At 61.3% G+C, this 16924-nt stretch carries 12 protein-coding genes and 6 pseudogenes; 8 read left to right on the plus strand and 10 right to left on the minus strand.

Annotated elements, in window-relative coordinates:
- On the plus strand, window positions 1–2082 hold the full coding sequence (locus tag QNJ43_RS13030; protein ID WP_300470605.1) for a hypothetical protein: 2082 nt from the start codon (window positions 1–3) through the stop codon (window positions 2080–2082).
- Between the two features lie 81 nt (window positions 2083–2163).
- Here the strand turns inward: QNJ43_RS13030 and QNJ43_RS13035 are convergent, their stop codons facing one another.
- Window positions 2164–2682: an N-acetyltransferase gene (locus tag QNJ43_RS13035; protein ID WP_300470608.1), complete on the minus strand. Its 519-nt coding sequence runs from the start codon at window positions 2680–2682 to the stop codon at window positions 2164–2166.
- Window positions 2683–3073: 391 nt separating this feature from the next.
- On the opposite strand from QNJ43_RS13035, the pseudogene QNJ43_RS13040 reads away from it, so the two are divergent.
- Window positions 3074–4043 (plus strand): annotated as a pseudogene (locus QNJ43_RS13040) (glutathione S-transferase family protein).
- 18 nt (window positions 4044–4061) lie between these two features.
- Here QNJ43_RS13040 and QNJ43_RS13045 read toward each other — a convergent pair.
- Window positions 4062–4544: an NUDIX domain-containing protein gene (locus tag QNJ43_RS13045; RefSeq protein ID WP_300470611.1), complete on the minus strand. Its 483-nt coding sequence runs from the start codon at window positions 4542–4544 to the stop codon at window positions 4062–4064.
- A 480-nt stretch (window positions 4545–5024) separates the two neighbouring features.
- On the opposite strand from QNJ43_RS13045, the gene QNJ43_RS13050 reads away from it, so the two are divergent.
- On the plus strand, window positions 5025–5942 hold the full coding sequence (locus QNJ43_RS13050; RefSeq protein WP_346432970.1) for a metallophosphoesterase: 918 nt from the start codon (window positions 5025–5027) through the stop codon (window positions 5940–5942).
- A gap of 15 nt (window positions 5943–5957) precedes the next feature.
- On the opposite strand, the gene QNJ43_RS13055 is transcribed toward QNJ43_RS13050, so the two are convergent.
- Entirely contained in the window at window positions 5958–6563 is a 606-nt protein-coding gene (locus QNJ43_RS13055; protein ID WP_300470613.1) for a hypothetical protein, read from the minus strand.
- Window positions 6564–6761: 198 nt separating this feature from the next.
- Here QNJ43_RS13055 and QNJ43_RS13060 point away from each other — a divergent pair, with 198 nt between their 5' ends.
- From QNJ43_RS13060 to QNJ43_RS13080, 5 genes and pseudogenes are all read left to right on the plus strand, one after another.
- Entirely contained in the window at window positions 6762–7112 is a 351-nt protein-coding gene (locus QNJ43_RS13060; RefSeq protein WP_300470616.1) for a YbaK/EbsC family protein, read from the plus strand.
- Window positions 7033–7233 (plus strand): YbaK/EbsC family protein, encoded by a 201-nt coding sequence (locus QNJ43_RS13065; protein WP_300470618.1) that lies wholly within the window; start codon window positions 7033–7035, stop codon window positions 7231–7233. The genes QNJ43_RS13060 and QNJ43_RS13065 overlap by 80 nt, the downstream gene beginning before the upstream one ends.
- 55 nt (window positions 7234–7288) lie before the next feature.
- Window positions 7289–8344, plus strand: a pseudogene (gene mtnA, locus QNJ43_RS13070) (S-methyl-5-thioribose-1-phosphate isomerase).
- 125 nt (window positions 8345–8469) lie between these two features.
- Window positions 8470–8733 carry a hypothetical protein gene (locus tag QNJ43_RS13075; RefSeq protein ID WP_300470620.1) on the plus strand — a complete coding sequence of 88 codons (264 nt, stop codon included), beginning with the start codon at window positions 8470–8472 and terminating at the stop codon, window positions 8731–8733.
- Between the two features lie 327 nt (window positions 8734–9060).
- Window positions 9061–9246 (plus strand): hypothetical protein, encoded by a 186-nt coding sequence (locus tag QNJ43_RS13080; protein WP_300470623.1) that lies wholly within the window; start codon window positions 9061–9063, stop codon window positions 9244–9246.
- Between the two features lie 220 nt (window positions 9247–9466).
- On the opposite strand, the pseudogene QNJ43_RS13085 reads toward QNJ43_RS13080, so the two are convergent.
- From QNJ43_RS13085 to fliF, 7 genes and pseudogenes are all read right to left on the minus strand, one after another.
- A pseudogene (locus tag QNJ43_RS13085) lies at window positions 9467–11236 on the minus strand (flagellar biosynthesis protein FlhA); the annotation flags it as partial.
- 56 nt (window positions 11237–11292) lie between these two features.
- A pseudogene (locus QNJ43_RS13090) lies at window positions 11293–12658 on the minus strand (sigma-54 dependent transcriptional regulator).
- Between the two features lie 25 nt (window positions 12659–12683).
- A pseudogene (gene fliN / locus QNJ43_RS13095) lies at window positions 12684–12932 on the minus strand (flagellar motor switch protein FliN); the annotation flags it as partial.
- 115 nt (window positions 12933–13047) lie between these two features.
- Window positions 13048–13653, minus strand: coding sequence for a hypothetical protein (locus QNJ43_RS13100; protein ID WP_300470625.1), 606 nt, complete (start codon window positions 13651–13653; stop codon window positions 13048–13050).
- A gap of 73 nt (window positions 13654–13726) precedes the next feature.
- Window positions 13727–14768 (minus strand): annotated as a pseudogene (locus QNJ43_RS13105) (flagellar motor switch protein FliG).
- A gap of 59 nt (window positions 14769–14827) precedes the next feature.
- A complete protein-coding gene (locus QNJ43_RS27175; RefSeq protein ID WP_346432975.1) occupies window positions 14828–15340 on the minus strand; it encodes a flagellar M-ring protein FliF C-terminal domain-containing protein in 513 nt (170 codons plus the stop codon).
- Between the two features lie 50 nt (window positions 15341–15390).
- Window positions 15391–16371 (minus strand): flagellar basal-body MS-ring/collar protein FliF, encoded by a 981-nt coding sequence (fliF, locus tag QNJ43_RS27180; protein WP_346432971.1) that lies wholly within the window; start codon window positions 16369–16371, stop codon window positions 15391–15393.
- Between the last annotated feature and the right edge of the window lie 553 nt (window positions 16372–16924).

Genomic DNA, 16924 nt, shown 5'->3' on the forward strand with positions numbered 1-16924 from the left:
ATGACCTGGAGCCTAGACTTCGCCCCACTCGTGCCCGTGTGGCTGATCGTGATCCTTAGTAGCATCGCGGTCATCCTCATGGCGCTTGCCCTGTGGCGCCGCCAGCGCGGCACGATCATCCGGTCCTGTGCCTTCGCCGCATTGATACTTGCGCTGCTCAATCCGGCCGTGGAACGGGAGGAACGCGAGCCGCTTTCAAGCGTCGTCGCGCTCGTTGCCGACCGCAGCCAGAGCCAGGATCTCGACGGCCGACGCGAGATGACCGATCAGGTCGTCGATGCCTTGCGCGCGCGTCTCGAAGCCCTGCCCAATCTGGAAGTACGCACGATCGATGCAGGGCGGGCCCGCAGCGATCTGCAAAATGACGGAACCGCCCTGTTCGGAGTGCTGTCGCAGGAACTGTCCGATGTTCCCCCTGACCGCATCGCCGGGGCAATCATGGTCACCGACGGCCAGGTCCACGATATCCCGGATAATACCGCAGCACTCGGCTTCGATGCACCGCTTCACGCTCTGATCACCGGACACGAGAACGAACGCGATCGCCGCATTGTGGTTATCCGCGCGCCCCGGTTCGGCCTTGTCGGCAAGGAGCAGCAGGTTCGACTGCGCATGTCACAGGCGGGCAAGAACATCGACCAAACACCCGCCCGACTGGTCGTGCGCCGCGACGGCGAGGAAATCGACAGCCTGACGATCCCCCCTGAGGAAACCGTCGACGTCCCGGTGGAGATTGCCCACGGTGGCCAGAACATCTTCGAATTCGAGGTTCAGGCGCTCGACGGCGAACTAACCACCTTGAACAACCGCGCCGTCATCACGATCGATGGGGTACGCGAGAACCTGCGCGTGCTGCTGGTCTCCGGCGAGCCCCACGCGGGCGAGCGGACTTGGCGCAATCTGCTGAAATCGGATGCAGCGGTGGATCTCGTGCATTTCACCATCCTGCGTCCGCCCGAAAAGCAGGACGGCACACCGATCAGCCAGCTTTCGCTGATCGCGTTCCCGACCCGCGAGCTGTTTTCCGTCAAGATCGATGAATTCGACCTGATCATCTTCGACCGCTACAAGCGTCGTCGCGTGCTGCCGATCCTCTACTTCGACAACATCGCACGCTACGTGCGGGACGGCGGCGCGCTGCTGGTGGCGACGGGACCGGACTATGCGGAGGCAGGCAGCCTCTACCGCACGCCGCTTGCCACCGTCATGCCCGCAGAACCCTCCGGACGTATCCTGGAGGGGCCCTTCCTGCCGCGGATCTCCGCGCTCGGGGAACGTCATCCCGTCACCCGAGGTCTTCCGGGCAGCGGCGGCAAGACGCTGGACTGGAGCCACTGGTTCCGTCTCATCGACACTGTCGACCATCAGGGCGAAGTCGTCATGACCGGCCCGGAAGACAAGCCGCTCCTGATCCTCGACCGAAAGAATAAGGGCCGGGTCGCGCTGCTCCTGTCCGATCAGGTCTGGCTGTGGGCGCGCGGCTACGAGGGCGGCGGACCGCATGTGGAACTCCTGCGCCGCCTTGCCCATTGGCTGATGAAAGAACCCGACCTGGAAGAAGAAGCGTTGAGGGCCTCCACCCGCGGTCACGAACTGACGGTGGAACGCCAGACGCTTGGCGAAAGCGTCGATCCGGTCGAAGTCACCGGGCCGACCGGCGAGACGCAGACGCTTACTCTCAAGCAGGCGGAACCGGGCCTGTGGCGAGCGACGATATCGACCGACGATATCGGCCTCTATTCGGTGAGCGACGGCGAGCGCACCGCGCTTGCCAATATCGGTCCGGCCAATCCGCGTGAATTCGCCGACGTTCTTTCCACGACCGCGGCTCTTTCCGCGATCGCTCATGAAACCGGCGGCGATGTACGCCGTCTCGCGCGAAATGGCGGCGAACCGACGATACCGCGCATCGTCACGCTCAACCGAGCATCATCCTATGCCGGTTCAGGCTGGATCGGTCTGAAGACGACCGATGCCAGTATCCTGAAGGGTATCGACCGGCTGCCGCTCTTTATCGGCTTCCTCGGCCTTGCCATCCTGCTCGACCTGCTGTCGGCGACCTGGTACCGCGAAGGGCACTGACCGCAACAGGCAACAATCCGGGAAGAGCCATCAGGCATTCCCGGCAAGGATCGTTGTCAGCGGTTGGGATCGACCGGCGTTTCAGCGAGCGCCCGGGCTCTCGCGTCCCCCGCGCACCATCCCTTGCGCGCCATCAAGCGCGTGTGGCGCCAGTTCCGCGATAAGGAGCCGTGCGGGATCGACAGGTCCGAGCAGCAGGATGCGCCCCTGAGGCACCCGTTGAAAACCGAACGGGCCGTAATAGGGCAGATCGCCGACAAGCAGCACGAGCCCCTCACCCAGACGGGCCCCTTCCTGAAGCGACTTGCGCATGAGGGCCCGGCCGATACCCAGTCCCTCGTAGGACGGAATGACCGCGAGCGGCCCGAACAGTTGCGCCAGTGTCTGACCAATGAGGATCGGCGTCAACCGGACAGAACCCAGAAGTTCGCCGTCCATCTGCGCGATGAAGCTCAAACGCGGATCGTGCGGCACGCCCTCGCGAATGCGAAAGGCGGTGCGGACGAACCGTCCGGGCCCGAAGGCTCCGGCATGGAGGTCCTCGATGGCAGCGTCTTCGTTCGGCTCCTCGAGCCGGATATCGTAGGAAAGGGGCGGCATAGTCTGATCCTGCTTGCAGCAAGGGATAGGTCAAGCGGTCCGGCCTGTCATACGTGCAAGGACACGTACCGGGAGCAAAAGGAAAGCAGCTGGATCGCCATGAGTGCCTGTCTCAAAAAGTCTTTCACAAAATTGCGTGGCAGAGCCGATATCACGGGGCCAGCCCCACGTCCAGTAAGTTCATGTCGATTTCTATCAAAGGAATTTATGCTTAGTCCGCCTCAAGCGGTGAACGCTGCGTCTATAGGTCGGAACGCAACCGACCGGGCTGATAGGTTTCTCCCAACGCTGAAATTCCCCGGACCGGAACAAAAGGGCCCGGAGCGCAATTCAAGGAAAAGAGATTAAGCCGCCGTCGCGAGCAGCAAGAAACATATGAAAGGATCAGATCATGGGACTTCTGGTCGACGGCAAATGGCAGGACCGCTGGTATGACACGGACAAGACCGGCGGCAAGTTCGAGCGCGAGTCATCGCAGTTTCGCAACTGGATAACCCCCGATGGCGCCCCCGGCCCAACCGGCGAAGGCGACTTTGAAGCGGAACCGGGGCGCTATCACCTCTATGTCGCCTAATGCCTGTCCGTGGGCCCATCGCACGCTGATCTTCCGCAAGCTGAAAAAGCTGGAGGACATGATCTCCGTCTCCGTGGTCGACCCCTTGATGCTGGAAGAAGGCTGGACCTTTGCCGAGCCGGATCCGATCAATGGCGCGAAGCGGCTCTACGAGGTCTATCTCGCCGCGGACCCCACCTATACCGGTCGCGTGACCGTGCCCGTTCTGTGGGACAAGAAGCGCAAGACCATCGTCTCCAACGAGAGCACGGAGATCATCCGCATGTTCAACAGCGCTTTTGACGGCGTGGGCGCGGCCAAGGGCGATTTCTATCCCGAAGCTCTTCGCCAGGAGATCGATGCGATCAACGCCGAGATCTACGACAAGGTCAATAACGGCGTCTACAAGGCCGGTTTCGCCACGACCCAACAGATCTACGAACAGGCCTTCGACACCCTGTTTTCAACGCTTGATGCTCTGGAAGAGAAGCTCTCGCACCAACGCTATCTTGTCGGGAACTCGCTGACAGAAGCCGATTGGCGTCTCTTCATAACGCTGGTGCGGTTCGATGCGGTCTATGTCGGTCACTTCAAGTGCAACCTACGCCGCATCGCAGATTATCCGCACCTGTCCAACTACCTGCGCGAGCTCTATCAGGTGCCGGGCGTGGCGGAGACCGTGAACATGGATCACATCAAGACCCACTATTACGGGAGCCACAAGACCATCAACCCGACGGGGGTGATCCCCAAGGGCCCCGAACTGGATTTCATGCGCCCGCATGACCGGGCCCGGCTGGCCGCTTGAAGGCGCCGCGCCGCAGACCTACCAGATCTCGTCCCGCTGCAAGCCGATGCCGATTTCCTCCAGGCGCCGGCGAGTAGCCGGCGTCGTCTCCCCCGGCAGATCATCCAGCGAATAGAACCCGACTTCCGCGATCTCCATGTTCGGCAGATGCGGCGGAACCGGTTGCTGCCAGTTGCGGATCACGAAAAGCGCCACGTGATTGCGCTTCGAATGCCTCGCATTGAGATAGACGCCGAACAGATCCGGTCGCCCTTCGACTTCGATATTGCCTTCCTCACGCAATTCGCGCACGACCGCCGTGTGAACGCTTTCACCCGGATCCACGCCGCCGCCCGGCAGATACCAGCCGGGAAGATAGGTGTGCCGCACCAGAAACACCCGCCCCGTTTCATCGAAAATCGCGCCCCGGACGCCGACGGTCATCGGTCGTGAAACCAGCGTGCCGAGCGCAATAGAGCACCGGATCAACGGCTTGAGCCGCCGGACGATCAAGTTGATCATTTCGTGACCACCGCCCTCAACTTAGGCATTACCCTTCGTCATCCTTGATAATCGTGACACTCACGAAGAATTCGATATTTATTCATGCGTAAAATGCATGCCGGACACGCGATTTATGCACTTCAAAATTGACTGAAGTGGTGCCACGTGACCTCCGCAACGTCAGGAAAACGCGCGCCCGCGAGAAAGACGCCACCTGATGAGACCCCACATACGAAGCTCTGAGTCCCGTGTCATGTTCAACGTACTGTTCGCCCGTTCTCCCCGCCGCCGCTTCCGCTGGAAGCCCGCATTGGCAAGCGACCATACCCGTCATTCGGTCGCACTGACGACCTTCCCCGCCAACTGAGCGGTCGGGTAAAGACAAGCATTGACGGAAAGCCCGGCTCCCCGCGGGCTTTCCCGATATGGCTTTGCGCGTGCCACCCGGCACGGCGCATTTCTTTTTGACCTGCGAAACGAGGCGGAGATGATGGTGGCATGATGTTCAGACTTGCTCACCTCTCCGACCCTCATCTCGGCCCCCTGCCGAACCCGACATTGCTCGAGCTCGCATCCAAGCGAGCCATCGGATACCTGAACTGGCAGCGCAACCGCGCATCGAAGTTCACGAGCGAGTATCTGGACGGCCTTGTCGCCGATCTCAAGGCTCAGGAGCCCGATCACATCGCCCTGACCGGCGATCTGGTGAACATCGCCATCGATGCCGAACTCGGCCCGGCCCGGCGATGGCTCGACAAGCTCGGGCCCGCGCACGATGTCTCCGTCGCTCCGGGCAATCACGATGCCTATGTGCCCGGCGCCCTTCGAAGGGCGAGCGAGGCCTGGGCGCCCTACATGCGCGGCGACGATGATCACATTCCCGGCGCCTACCCCTATGTCCGTCGACGCGACGACGTCGCCCTGGTCGGCGTCTCCAGCGCGCGCGCTTCAGCCCCCTTCTTTGCGACCGGACATGTCAGCACCGAGCAGGCCAAGCTGTTGTGTCAGAAGCTGAAAGCTCTCGGCCGCGACGGGGTTTTCCGGGTCGTCATGATCCACCACCCGCCGGTGCGCGGTTCAACCGACTGGTACAAGCGCCTTATCGCCGGATCGCGCGTGCGCGCCGCCATCCTTCAGGGTGGGGCGGAACTGGTTCTGCACGGCCATACCCATATCGACAGTCTGCACTGGCTGAAGGGACCTGTCGGACCGGTTCCGGTGGTGGGAGTTCCGGCTGCATCCAATGCACCGGGTGGCAAGAAGCCGGGCGCACGCTACAATCTCTTCAAAATCGAGCGAGCGGGAAACGACTGGCGCTGCTATTGGCGCGAGCGCGGTTTCCAGAAGCCGGGCGAGGGTATCGTCGAAATCCGAGAAAGAGACCTGTCGGCCGAGATGCTGGCTGCAGCCGAATGATAGGCGTTGCGCAGATCAGCCCAGCGGATTGAAGAACCAGGCGTAGCCGACAAGCCCGGCAACGCCGACGGCAAGTCCAACGACGAAAACGCCCACCACAGTGGCAAGTCCGGCCCCTTTTCGCGGCTGAGCCGTCTTGCGGCGCTCTTCCGCTTCCACCAGCGCCTTGTCGGCATCGGCGCGCAGCCGCTTCAACAGCCAGTCCGATTCCAGCGCCCGCTCGCGGTCGATCATACGCTCCGCAACATATTCCGTGATGCAGTCGGCCATGTCGTTGGCAGAATCGGCTTCCAGCAGGACCGTGCGGCCGAGACGGGTGTCCTTGGCAAACCGATAGGTCCGCCGGTCGCGCGCCATGACCACGTGGCTCGTCACATCGACCCACAGCCGCGGCGGGTTGCCCGGCACGACCTGCAGCATGAATTGCTCTTCGTCCTCCGGGATTTCCTTGGCGACGCCGTCCAGTTCCTTGCACAGGATGTCGAGGCGGGCTTTTCCCGTTTCCTGCAAATCGATGATCACATCGGTCCGCTCGGCTTCGGCCAAGCGGACCTTGCGCATTGCCTCGCGCAGACTGCGCACCTTGGCATGCGGCACAACGTTATCCGCCTGATTGCTCATCGCCGTCACATCTCCGGGTTCCGGTCATCGGCGCGTGCGAGAGACTCCCCCAGCCGTAACCTTTCACACGCACGCGCTGATATGTTAATACGTCATTAAGTAACACGGCGGGAACCTCGATTCAGCGTCCCGGCAAATCGAACGGAAGTCTTCCCCGGTTAATCTCCCAACCATATTAAATATTCGCAGGACTAAAACATGACAGCATTGCCTCCGAGCGCCGAAATCGTTCAAAACGCGGCGGAAACCGCGGGTCTCACGATTCGCATCGTGGAAGTCCCGGGAACTGCCCGCACGGCCCAGGATGCAGCAGAATCGGTCAACAGCACGGTTGGGCAGATCGTCAAATCGCTGGTTTTTCGCGGCCGTGATTCGCAAAAGCCGTATCTGCTGCTGGTCAGCGGAGACAATCGGGTCAACGAGAAGGCGATATCGGTGAAGCCCTGGAACGCCCGGACGCAGCTTATATGTGCGCGAGATCACCGGCTTCGCCATCGGCGACATCCCTCCCCTTGGCCACGCGCAGCCGCTGTCGATCTACATGGATGAGGATCTTCTCGCCAAGAACGAGATATGGGCGGCTGCGGGAACGCCGCGCTGCATCTTCGCGACCACACCGCAAGCCTTGAAGGACGCCACAGGAGCCGCCGTCATCAATGTGAAGGGGTAGCCTTCCCTCCGCACGAACGACAGACGACGTTCACGCGCGAGACGGGAGACTCTGGATGCTGGTCGATGGAAAGCCCTACCGCACAATCTGGCTCAACGAGGACGGGCGCTCGGTCGACATCATCGACCAGACCCGGTTCCCCCATGTCTTCTCGGTCGTCACGCTGAAGACGATGAAGGCCGCGGCGATCGCGATCCGCACGATGCAGGTGCGCGGCACACCCCTGATCGGTGCAACCGCCGCTTATGGCGTCGCCCTCCAGATGGCGCAGGACGCAAGCGACGACGGCTTCGAACAGGCTTGTCGGACCTTGCTGGCAACGCGCCCCACGGCGGTCAACCTGCGTTGGGCGCTCGATGAAATGCGCAAGCTGCTGATCAACCTGCCGCAGGCCAGGCGAGAAGAACGCGCCTATGCCCGGGCCGCCGAAATCTGCGACGAGGACGTGGAGATCTGCGCCGCAATCGGTCGCAACGGCCTGGAACTCGTGCGCGACATCGCCCGGGGAAAGGCGCCGGGCGAGCCGGTCAACATCCTCACCCATTGCAATGCGGGCTGGCTTGAGACCGTCGACTGGGGCACCGCCGCCGCGCCGATCTACATGGCGCATGATGCGGGCATTCCGGTTCATGTTTGTGTGGATGAGATCCGTCCGCGCAACCAAGGGGCAGCGCTGACCGCCTGAGAACTCGGCCGCCACGGCGTGCCCCACACGGTCATTCCCGACAATTCCGGCGGCCATCTCATGCAGCACGGCAAGGTGGACATGGTGATCGTGGGAACGGATCGCACCACCGCCTACGGCGACGTGTGCAACAAGATCGGCACCTATCTCAAGGCACTGGCCGCGCATGACAATGGCATACCGTTCTATGTCGCGCGGACTGACGCGCGAGGGGCATATCGAGACTGTGTCCATCATCTCGAGACGGTGTCCATCATCGCGGACGGTTCTCCCGTCGCCAATCACGCCTTCGACGTCACCCCCACCCGGCTGGTCACCGCCCTGATCACAGAGCACGGCGTGGTGGCGGCCGAAAAGCAGGCAATCGAGGCGATGTTCCCCGAACGCGTGGTTGCAGAGCCCCGTCAAACGGCGGGTGCTGCGTGAAATAGCGTGCGAAACCACGCAGTTTCGCTACGTCGTTTACCTTTGATTAAGCCGCACCGGGCACAACTTATGCCGTGTAGCTTCCGGAACGTGCCGGTTGCAACTCCCGCTTTGGGAGACCTGTGGTGGTTGAGAGCATCTATCAGAAGCGTTATGCCCTGACGAACGTGAAGAAATTCTCGTTCACGGACAATAACGCCGAATGGAAGGCCCGACGCCAGGCGGCGAACGAACAATTCTATGCGCAGCAGGAAGCCACAACCAGCCTGTTCAGCACGGGCGTGAGCGCCGCCGCCGGACAGGTTGAGCTGACGACCCAACTCGTCCAATCGCGACTTCAGGCGGAAATGAACGCCAGGCCGAGCTGGACGAGCTCTATTCCAGCCTAGATCTGTCCGTCTGACACCGGTTTTTCCTGATCGGATTGGCGCATTTGTGCCGCTTCCCGCACGCATTCTCATTCCACGGATCAGCTATGCTTTTTATGCACTTGCGTCGGTTCGCAAGCGGAAATATACCACCCCGTGAAACAACGATGACAGACGCGTTCGCCTGATTGCGGCTTCGGCTGGCGACCCGGTTTTGTCGCTCTCTTAAAATTTCTGGAGGATCGTGCCTTCGTTTGAGGACGCGGTATTCCGGGCCCCATTAGCGGGGCAGCCGAAGCGGTCCGGGCGACACACCGGGCCACACATTCCCCGCATCGCGAGTTTGCCATGCTCTCCCAGTCCAGCGTCAGAAAGGGTGTCGCCCTCTCCTTTCTCTCATTCGCGACCTTCACGTTTTCGGATTCCTGCGTAAAGCTGCTGGATAACCAACTCGATCCGTTCATGGTCACCTGTTTCGGCGCGGTCTTCAGCCTGATGGCCCTTCCCTTCGTCAAGACGCGAGAAGACCGTTGAAGCGACGTTTTCCGCACGACCAACAGAACCTTGTGGCTCGTCCACGCCATTACCGCGACGCTGGGCGCGGCCGGGAGCGTCGTCATCTTCTCCACCCTGACGTCGGAGTTCTGGTGGTGCTGCGTCCCGGATTCCGGAAACTCTCGATCGGCCATCTTGGCGCCTTCATGGGCGACCTGGCGGGCGGCATCTCGGTGCTGCTTTTCCGCGCCATGGGCCCGACGGCCTCCGCAATGCCTTCCAGAATGGTGGAAAGATCGCGAACCGACACGCGTTCGGCGAGCAGCGTCTGCATCACCCGCTGGATGCCGGAGATCGTGATCTGGCCTGGAACGATGTCCTCCACCAGTTTGGACTGGCCGTCCGGCAGTTCCTGCAGCAGCTTCTGCACGTCGGCATAGGAGAGAAGCTCGGAGATGTTGGCGCGCAGGATCTCGGTGAGGTGGGTCGACATGACGGTCGCCGGATCCACCACCATATACCCTTTCAGCGTCGCATCTTCGCCCAAGGAGGAATCCACCCACGTCGCAGGCAGGCCGAAGGTCGGTGGGTGCCGGGCAGCTTCACCTGCTTGCCCTGCGGATCCATAACCATGGACTGGTTGGCTTGGATCTCGCCCTTGCCGACCTCCACCTCCTTCACCTTGATGACATACTCGTTGGCGCCGAGCTGGACGTTGTCGAGAATGCGCACCGGCGGCATCAGCACGCCGAGATCGAAGGCAAGCTGACGACGCAGCGCCTTGATCTGTTCGGTCAACTGATCGCCCGTGGTGCTTTCGGCGTTGATCAACGGCAACAGCGCATATCCCAGTTCGATACGCAGATCGTCCATCTTCAACGCATCGGTGATCGGCGGCTCCGGAGCCGGCTTGGCCGTTTCCGCCTCTGCCGCGACCTTCTCGATCTCCTTGCGCTGCTGCACCTTGCCGCCCTGCAGCGCCAGCCACCCCGCAAGCCCGCCCAGAACCAGGAACGGGATCATCGGCATACCCGGCAGGAGGACATCACCACCATCACGCCCGACGACATGCCAAGAGCCTTGGGATAGCCGGAGAGCTGCCTCATCAGCGCCTGATCGGCAGCTCCCTTGACGCCCGCCTTGGAGACGAGAAGACCCGCGGCGGTGGAAACGATCAGCGCCGGGATCTGCGAGACGAGACCGTCGCCGACGGTCAGAAGCGTGTAGGAATGCCCGACATCGGCGAAGGACAGGTCGTTCTGCACGACACCGATGATGCTGCCGCCGATAATTTTGATGAAGGTGATGAGCAACCCGGCGATCGCGTCACCGCACACGAACTTCGAGGCACCGTCCATGGCGCCGAAGAAGGCCGATTCATCCTCCAGTTCCGTCCGCCTGCACCGGGCTTCCGCCTCATCGATCAGATCGGCCGACAGATCGGCGTCGATCGCCATCTGCTTGCCGGCCAGGGCATCCAGATTGAAGCGTGCGGCCACCCGCGATACGGCCGGAGCCCTTCGTGATCACGACGAAATTCACGATCACCAGAATGCCGAACATGATCATTCCGATGACGAAATTGCCGCCCATGACGAAGCTGCCGAAGGTTTCGATGACGTGCCCGGCCGCACCCGCTCCTTCATGCCCGTTGGCAAGGATCAGGCCCGTTGGCAAGGATCAGGCGCGTGGAGGCGAGGTTGAGCGCCAGTCGCAACATGGTCGCGATAAACAGCACGGTCGGGAAGGACGAGAATTCAAGCGGCGTCTGAATGAACAGCGCCGTCATCAGGATCAGAACCAAAAGCGTGATCGACAGCGCCAGAAACAGGTCCAGCAGGAAGGACGGCATCGGCAGGATGAGCACCACTAGGATGGTGATCACCACGAAAGCAAGGCCGAGATCGCCGCGCTTCAGAAGCCCGAGGACGTGCGAAATGTTGAAACCGCCGCCACCGCCTCCGCCGCCGGTGGAGAGTTTGCCTCCCGTTTCCGCCGGAGGTGCTGCAACACTGGGTACGTCGCTCATCAACGGGCCTCGATTGGATGCGATTGCAGCGCGATCAGACGGTCAGGCGGAGAAGGTCAGTATGCGGCGTTTCTCGGCTCGCCCGGGGCCGGTATTTCGGTACCTTTCCCAGCATAGATGTTGAGCTTGTTGCGCAGCGTGCGGATGGAGATGCCGAGGATCTTCGCCGCATGGGTGCGGTTGCCGAGGCAATGTTCAAGCGTCTCCAGAATGAGCTGCTTTTCGACGTCGGCGACCGTCCGCCCGACCATGGTGCGGCTGACCGCTTCCGCCGTCATCGCCGCCTACTTCGCCGCGCCACCAGCACCACCGCGAATGGGGCTGTCGTCGGGCATCAGGATGGCCGATGCGGAGATCTCCTCGTCCCGGGCCAGAAGCACCGCGCGATGCATGGTGTTCTCCAGCTCACGCACGTTGCCGGGCCACGGATTGGACGTCAGCGCACGGCGCGCATCGGCGCTGATCGGTCGTTCCGGCACGCCGTTGATTTCCGCATACTTGCGCACGAAGTGCTGCGCCAGTTCCAGAACGTCCGCCGGACGCGAGTGCAAGGCAGAGATCTTCAGATTGACGACGTTCAGCCGGTAGAGCAGATCCTCGCGGAACCGACCGGAGCGCACCTCTTCCGCCAGATCCTGGTTAGAGGTGGCGATGATGCGGATATCGACGGGCACCGGACGGGGTACCGCCGACCCGGTCGATGACCCGCTCCTGAATGGCGCGCAGCAACTTGACCTGCAGGCGGATATCCATCTCGGAAATCTCGTCGAGCAGCAGGGTGCCGCCGTCGGCTTCCTCGAACTTGCCGACGCGCCGTGCGACCGCTCCCGTGAACGCACCCTTCTCATGCCCGAACAGCTCCGATTCCAGGAGATCGTCGGGAATTGCGGCACAGTTGATGGAAACGAAGGTCTTGTTCGCCCGCTGCGACTTGCGGTGCACGTGGGGCGCCAGCACCTCCTTGCCCGTGCCGAATTCACCCGTGATCAGCACGGAGGTCTCGGACGGCGCGATCTGCTCGGCAAGCTGCACGACGGCCGCCATGGCCTCGTCGCGATAGATGAGATCGGACTGATCCTCAGCCACCGCGCTCAATACTGCCGCGATCAGATCGGGGTACGGCGGCAGGGGGATATATTCCTTGACCCCGGCTCGGATCGCCTGGACGGCCGAGCGCGCATCCGACTGCGTCCCGCAGGCAACGACCGGCACGTGGATCCGTTCGTGCTGCAACCGCTCGATCATGGCGGCGATGTCGAGCCCAACATCGATCATGATCAGATCGGCGCCCTTTCCGGAGCGCAGGGTCTTGAGGCCATTATCGACCGTTTTCTGCGAAAGTGACGCTGGCGCCCTCTCCATGGCAGTCTTGGAAGCCACGGTAAGCTGTCCGCCGAGCGTGCCAATGATCAGAAGGCGCATGTCATTTCTCTCACCCTGAAGACCGTTATCGGTCGATCTTAATGATTTCCGTCATCGTCACGCCGAGCTTGTCTTCCACGAGGACGACTTCCCCACGGGCGACCAGCCGGGCGTTGACATAGATATCGATAGCTTCACCGACCTTCCGGTCGAGTTCGAGCACAATTCCCGCCGACAGGTCCAACAAGTCGGAGACCGGCATGCGCGAGTGGCCGAGAACGGCCGCCACGCGTACGGGAACGTCGAAGACGGCTTCCAGATCGGCAGCGGAGCGCACGTGCGGAGAATCGTCGCTCTCCTCGCGCCGGGCCCCTGGCCGGGTTCCAATTCCTCGAACTGCATGCCGCCGAGCTCGGCCCCGGCATCCACTTCGGGTTCATCATTATTGCTCATGCGTCACGCTCCGTTGCTTTCGGACGCCGGTTGGCGTGCAGCGAAATAGCCTCGAATGGCAGTCTCGATATGTTTTTCAAGCTCTTTGCGATCTCGTACCAGCCCGCCGTCAGCCCATTCCAGACGACAATCGCCGCGCTCGATATCCGGCTCTCTGAGGATAACGATCCGTCCCTCGAAACCGCGCTCATAGGCGATCTTGTCGATTCGCTCGCGCAACTTTTCGCTGTCGCGTTCGCACACTCGGATGACCACATGGGCGCACGGCGCAGCGGGCCGAGGCATTCAGAGATCAGCGCGACCACCTCTCCCAGCGGCTCGCGAGCCACCAGATGCGCCGCAAAGCGCCGGGCGATCAGAAACGAGAGACCGACGGAATCCTTCTCGATCCTGTCCAGTTCCCCATCGATCTTGAGAAGCAGCTCCGCGGCGTTTGCCACAAGCTTCTCCGTCTCCTTCGCCAGAACATGCGCGCCGTCTTCGGCGATCTTCGATTCCGCCTCCGACTTGCCGCGCTCATAGCCCTTCTTCTCCGCCGCCTTGACGAGCTGGTCGACCTCAAACTGGGGGACGGTCAGCTCCACATACACCTCCTCTTCCACGGGCTCGGGCTCCGCGGGGGCCGCGAAACCGCGATCAAAAAGGAAACGAGCCGGATTACCCATTACTGCTCAACTAGTAGACGAGTTCGTCGTCGCCCTTGTTCTTGGTGATCATGATTTCGCCGCGCGCAGCCAGATCCTTGGCCACGTTGACCATCTCCGACTGAACCTCGTCGACGTCGCGCAACCTGACGGGACCGAGCGCTTCCATGTCGTCGCGCAGCATCTTGGCAGCGCACGCCGTCATGTCGCCGAAGAAGAACTCGCGCACCATCTCGTTGGTGCCCTTTAGAGCAATGGCCAGCTTGTCCTTCTCCACGTTGCGCAACAGCGTCTAGGCACTCGCCACATCCAGTTTGCCCAGATCGTCGAAGATTAACATCAAGGTCTTGATGCGTTCGGCGGATTCGCGGTTTTCCTCTTCCAGCGCCCCGAGGGAACGCGCCTCGGTCTGCCGGTCGAAATTGTTGAAGATGTCAGCCATCAGTTCGTGAGAATCGCGCCGACTGGTGTGCGAGAGGTTCGACATAAACTCCACCCGCAGCGTCTGCTCCACCTTCTCCAGAACATCCTTCTGCACCGCCTCCATGCGCAGCATCCGGTTGACCACCTCCAGCGCGAATTCATCCGGCAGGATGGAGAGAACGCGCGCGGCGTGGTCGGAGCGGATCTTCGACATCACCACGGCCACGGTCTGCGGATATTCGTTCTTCAGATAGTTCGCGAGAACGTTCTCCTGCACGTTGGAGAGCTTCTCCCACATATTGCGACCGGGCCGGCCCGCGGATTTCCTCCATGATGAGGGAGACCCGGTCATCGGGCAGGAAGGTCGAAAGCAGTCGCTCGGTCGCATCGACATTACCGATCAAAGCACCCATCGACGTGAGCTTGTGAACGAATTCGCCGAGGAGCTGCTCCAGCATTAGCGGCGTGATCGGCCCGAGCTTCGACATGGCGGCGGGGATCTGGCGCACCTCTATCTCGTCAAGACGCTCCCAGATATGGCGTCCGTGCTCTTCGCCAAGCGCAAGCAGCAATACCGCCGCGCACTCGGCACCACCCAGTGACCGCTCATTCTGGTCGTCGACGACCTTGAGTTCTGTCCCTGCCACTATTTATGCGGCCTCGTTCAGCTAGCCGCGAACAATCAAAACGGCTTCATTGGGATATTCGTCTACGATCTCGCCGATCTTCTCCACCGACTTGACGTGATCCTGGCCTGCCTTCTGGGCATCAAGCAGCCACTGTAACCCGTGCTCCTCGTCGCCTTTCGCGCCACCGGGACGAGGGTTCCTTCCGCGCCGGTCATCATCTGCTGCTCGCCGTCCTCAAGCGCATCCGGCTCCTTCTCCTCTTCGGCAACGACCTTGCGCACCAGCGGACGGACCACGAAGAACAGCAGAAGGATCGAGATAACTACGATCACCCCCAGCTCCACCATGTAGAGGATGTCGTCCTTGGTGAAGTCGAACAGACCGACTTCACTCTCGGGAAGATCCGCCACCGGACCCTGGGCAAAGCGCAGATTGACAACCTCGACGTTGTCGCCGCGCTGCTCGTCGAACCCGACGGCGGAGCGTACAAGCGCAGCGATCCGGTCCAATTCTTCCTGCGGACGCTCGGAATAGATCAGTTCGCCGCTGTCGTTCGTCTGATAGACGCCGTCGACGAGAACTGCGACCGACAGGCGCTTGACCTGACCGCCCCGGCCTCTTCCACCGTGGTTCGCGTGGAGTGCTAAATCTCGTAGTTGACGGTTTCATCGGTCGAATTGGACGCCTCGCGATCGCCGCCGCCGTTCTGATTGGCGTCCGCATTGGGCAACTGATTTCCGGCCGTCACCCCACCTTCCTGCGAGGTGCTGGTGGAATTCTCCTCCCGCGTCTGGGTGGAGCGAACGACCTGCCCTTCCGGATCATAGGTCTCCGACGTCTCCGTCGTACGGTTGAAGTCGATATCGACGGCCACCCGTATACGCGCCCGTCCGGGATCGACGATGGAGGAAACGATCTCCTCCACCTGCTTGCGAAGCCAGGCTTCCGACTCGTTGGCGCGCTGCTGAAGTGAAGAGGACACCATCCCCTCCAGGTCCGGCTCCACACCGCTGGCCAGAAGCGTTCCACGCTCATCGACGATCGAGACGCGCTCCGGCGACAGCCCCTCCACCGCGAAGGCGACCAGATGCTGGATCGCGCGGATTTGACCGTTGTCCAGCGCCCCGCGCACCTTCAGCGCGATGGAAGCGGAAGGGTCCTCGCGATCCCGCTGAAAGAGCTCGCGCTTGGGCAGAACCAGATGCACCCTAGCACTGACGATGCGGGTAATCGACTGGATCGTGCGCGCCAACTCGCTTTCAAGCGCGCGAAGCTGGTTGATGTTCTGGACGAAGCTCGTGCTCCCCAGCGTATCGGTGCGATCAAAGATCTCGTATCCGATGGAGCCACCGGTGGGCAGGCCCTGTTCCGCCAGCGACATGCGCATGCGCAAAACCCGCTCCTGGGGGATGAGGATCACAGCCCCCTCGTTGCGGGTCTCGTACTCGATACCCATGCTCTCGAGCTGGCGAATGATGGCAGACGAATCGTCGAAGCTCAGATCCGTGTAGAGCGGCGCCATGGCCAGCGTCGTCACGCGCATCATTATGACCGCGAACATCCCGATCAGGATCGCCGCAACGGCACCCATCGCGGCCAACCGGCCGGCGCCCAAGGTACGCAAGAATTCGAGCATGCCATTCACGAGCTGCAACCCACTGGACTGTCTTCACATAATTAAGCGAGCCGTCTGGAAGTATGAGGATTGAGGATGTGCGGATTCCTTCCAGACGACCCGCTAGGCAAAAATTTCCCCCGTCATGTTAAACAAATCTTTAACAAAATGTTTCTGAGTAATTAATGGTCGTGGAAAGCTGCGGGGTCCCGGCCTATCGCTGCCGTTGCGACACGGCAAAAAACGCCGATCCCGTTAACGAACTCCGTGCCATACCGGACGCATTCGCACGGATGGATTTATTTGCAATCAATGCCATTGGCATTTTTTTGATTCCGAAAACAAAAACGGACCGGCATGGTGACTGGCTCGCATCAATTGCGTTGGACGATCGCCAGGCGACCGTTATGTCCCTTAAGCATTTTCCGTCCGGGCGAAACCGCCCGAACGATACGAAATTACTCCAGATTCAATATCTTGAGCAACTTCCTGTCAATCGGATCGATTCAATCCGATCGGAATCTGCTCTTGAGGAGAAGCGATTTGGCTGCCTTCGCAGTAA

This window comes from Breoghania sp., assembly GCF_030066895.1.
Lineage (GTDB): Bacteria > Pseudomonadota > Alphaproteobacteria > Rhizobiales > Stappiaceae > Breoghania.